This window comes from Pseudomonas sp. ATCC PTA-122608 (assembly GCF_001952855.1).
Classification (GTDB): Bacteria; Pseudomonadota; Gammaproteobacteria; order Pseudomonadales; family Pseudomonadaceae; genus Aquipseudomonas.
In genome coordinates, this window is the sequence record NZ_LPNO01000044.1 from 1 (window position 1) to 858 (window position 858).

1 protein-coding gene is annotated in these 858 nt (G+C 53.4%); it reads left to right on the plus strand.

The features are described from left to right. Nucleotides 1–858, plus strand: an 858-nt coding sequence (locus tag AU074_RS34990; RefSeq protein ID WP_143503696.1) for a hypothetical protein, incomplete at both ends; no start/stop codon positions are given.

The window sequence follows — 858 nt, forward strand, 5'->3', positions numbered from 1 at the left end:
GAGGGGGAGAGGGAGAAAGAGGGGAAAGGAAGGAGGGAAGGGAAGGGGAAGGAGGGAAAGGAGGAAGGGGAGGAGAAGGGGAGGGAGGGGGGGGGAAGGGGGGGAAAGGAGGAAGAGGAGAAAGGAAAGGAGAAGAGGGAGGAGAGGGAGGAGGAAGGGAAGGAGAGGAAGGAGGGGGAGAGGGAGGGGGAGGAGGAGGAAGAGGAGGGGAGGGGGGAAGAAGGAGGGGAGAAGAAAAAAGAGAGGAAGAAAAGGAAAAGGGAAAAGAAGAAAGAGAGGGAAGAGAGGAAAAAGGAGAAGAAAAAAGAGAGGGAGGGAAGGAAGGAGGAGAAGGAAAGAAAGAAGAAGAAAGAAAAGGGAGAGGAAAAAAAGGAGAGGAGGGAGGAGAAAAAGAAGGAGGAGAAGGAGAGAGGGGAGGAGAGGAGGGAAAAAAAAAAGAGGGAAAAGAAAAAGAAGGGGGAAGAGAGGAGGAGAAAAAGGAGGAAGAAAGAGAAAAAGGAGGGGAAGGAGGGGAAAAAGGAGAAAAGAAAAGAAAGGAAGAGAAAGGGGAGGGAGGAGGGGGAAGGAGGGAAGAAGAAAAAGAAGAAGAAGAGGGAGGGAGAGGAGAAGAGGGGAGAGAAGGAAAAGGAGAGGGAGAAGGGAGGAAAGGAGGGGGGGGGAAGGGGGGGAAAGGAGGAAGAGGAGAAAGGAAAGGAGAAGAGGGAGAAGGGGAAAAAGGGAGGGAAGGAGAGGAAGGAGGGGGAGAGGGAGGGGGAGGGGGAGAGGAAAGAAAAGGAAGGAGGGAAAAAAGAAAAAGGGGAGGGGGGAAGGAAGAAAAAGAGGGGAGGAGGGGGGAGGGAGAGGGAAGAGAGGAAAAAG